Annotated in this window: 2 protein-coding genes; both read left to right on the top strand. The window is 62.6% G+C overall.

What is annotated here, in order from left to right:
• Positions 1-175: 175 nt before the first annotated feature.
• Positions 176-1,492: an ArgE/DapE family deacylase gene (locus tag EOA27_RS32665; protein WP_126082319.1), complete on the top strand. Its 1,317-nt coding sequence runs from the start codon at positions 176-178 to the stop codon at positions 1,490-1,492.
• Positions 1,493-1,706: 214 nt separating this feature from the next.
• On the top strand, positions 1,707-2,281 hold a 575-nt coding region (locus EOA27_RS32660), incomplete at its 3' end, for a cytochrome c oxidase subunit II (protein ID WP_145970691.1).

Raw genomic sequence — 2,281 nt, 5'->3', positions numbered from 1 at the left:
TCACTGGCGGGCGCGGCGGCGTCGGCGGCGTGTTCGCGGCCGTGCTGCTCCTGGTCACGCTCAAGACCGGCCTGCTGCAACTGAACATCAACACGGTCTGGCAAGTGGGGATCGTCGGCGCCCTTCTGGTGTTCGTCCTTCTTGCCGACCGGCTTTCCCTACGTTGGAGATCCTAATGCCTTCCATGGAAGAGACCATCGCCGCGCGCGTCGAGGCAGCGGCCGATCGCATCGTCGAGACGCTGAGCGATCTCGTCGCCTTCCCCTCGATCGTGAAATCCAATCCGAAAGAGGCCGGCCCGGGCGAGCGCGACTGCCAGCTCTATCTGCAGAAGCGCCTGGAGGCGCTCGGCTTCACCACCGATCTGTGGGACCCGGACGGCCCGGCGCTCTATGAAAAATACAAGGGACGCGCCGGCGCCAACAAGGGCAGGACTTTTGAAGGCCGGCCCAATCTGGGCGGCGTGCTGAAGGGCACGGGCGGCGGCCGCTCTATCATGCTGACCGGTCATATCGACGTCGTGCCGCCAGGCGCAGCCGGACACTGGGCAACCGATCCGTTCCAGCCCGTGCTGAAGGACGGTTTCCTGCATGGGCGCGGCACCGTCGACATGAAGGGCGGCGTCGCCTGCATGCTGATGGCGGTCGAAATCCTGAAGGGGCTCGGCGTCAGTCTTTCCGGAGACATCGTCTTCACCACCGTCGTCGACGAGGAGATCGGCGGCATGGGGTCGCTGGCCATGGTCGATCGCGGCTTTAGCGCCGATGCCGGCATCATGACCGAGCCGACGGCAAACAAGATCGCGCCGCTCTGCCACGGCATATTGTGGGGCAGGATCATCATCGACGGTATCGGCGGCCATGCGGAGTTGACGCCGAACGCCTGGTATTCGAGCGGCCCGGTCGATGCGGTTCAGCTCTGCCGGCAGATCCTCGACGGCATTGATATCCTAAACCGGCGCTGGATGTTCGACCCCAGGAAGAACCATCCGCTGATGGACCTGCCCAACCAGATCATCGTCACCCAGATCAATGCCGGGGAGCACCCCTCCTCCATGGCTGGTCGCGGCGAGATCATCATCGACGCGCAGTACCTGCCGAGCGAGCATGACGAATTCAGGCTGGGCGGCAACGTCAAGCGCGAGATCGAAGAGCATATCGCCAATATCTGCCAGGCGGACCCTTATCTGCGCCGGCACCCTGCCCGGGTCGAATGGATTCTTGATGCCGACTGCGCCGAAATCCCCTCCGACAGTCCGTTTGTGAGTGTCTTCCAGGAGGCCGTGAAGGACGCCAATCTGTCGCCGGCGCTGAGCGGCTTCGGCGCGCATAGCGACATCGGCCTGCCGACAGGCCTCGGCAGCACGCCGACCGTCAATTTCGGTCCCGGCGACCCGGCGCAGGCGCATCAGCCCAATGAGCGCGTTTCGGTGCGCGACCTCGTTGATTGCACGAAGGCAATTGCGATTGCCGTGGAGAAATGGTGCCGCTAGAGCAAGCTGGAGCATGATCCAGAGAAATAGCGATCGCGCTGGCATGGCGTTCCGGCCATCTGGCAGCCGCCGCCTTGCGCCTCGAAAACCGGGCGTAAAAAGCAACATTTTTCCAATCAGATAGTCGGCTCTGGAATTTCAACCGGAAATCGAGCATGATGCGCTTGGCATTTCGGGGCGCTTCGCGCGTTTGGAATGCCGGGAGGAACGGGACATGGCCGTTGTGCTTGTACTCGTTTTGATCGTCGTGGGCTCGGTGTTGTTCCACCTCCTGAGCCCATGGTGGTGGACGCCTATTGCCTCGAACTGGGACTATATCGACAACACCATCATCATCAGCTTCTGGATCACCGGCATCGTCTTTGCCGCTGTCGTCCTGTTCATGGCTTATTGCGTCTTCCGCTTCCGGCATCGGGAAGGCAATCGCGCGGCATACGAACCCGAGAACAAGCGCCTTGAATCGTGGCTGATGATCGTCACCGCGCTCGGCGTCACCGCTTTGCTGGTTCCCGGCCTGTTCGTCTGGAGCCGCTTCGTCACGGTGCCAGGCGATGCAACCGCAATCGAGGTCGTCGCCCAGCAATGGCAGTGGAGCTTCCGTTTGCCGGGCAAGGACGGCAAGCTCGGCACTTCCGACACCCGGGATGTCACCGCCGACAATCCGTTGGGCGTCGCCCCCAAGGACCCGAACGGGCAGGACGATGTCCTGGTCCAAGCCGCCGATCTTCATCTGCCGGTCGGCAAGCCGGTCAAGGTGCTGCTGCGTTCGATCGACGTGCTGCATGATTT

It is taken from the genome of Mesorhizobium sp. M2A.F.Ca.ET.037.01.1.1 (assembly GCF_003998075.1).
Classification (GTDB): domain Bacteria; phylum Pseudomonadota; class Alphaproteobacteria; order Rhizobiales; family Rhizobiaceae; genus Mesorhizobium.
This window is presented reverse-complemented; position numbering and strand designations above follow the sequence as displayed.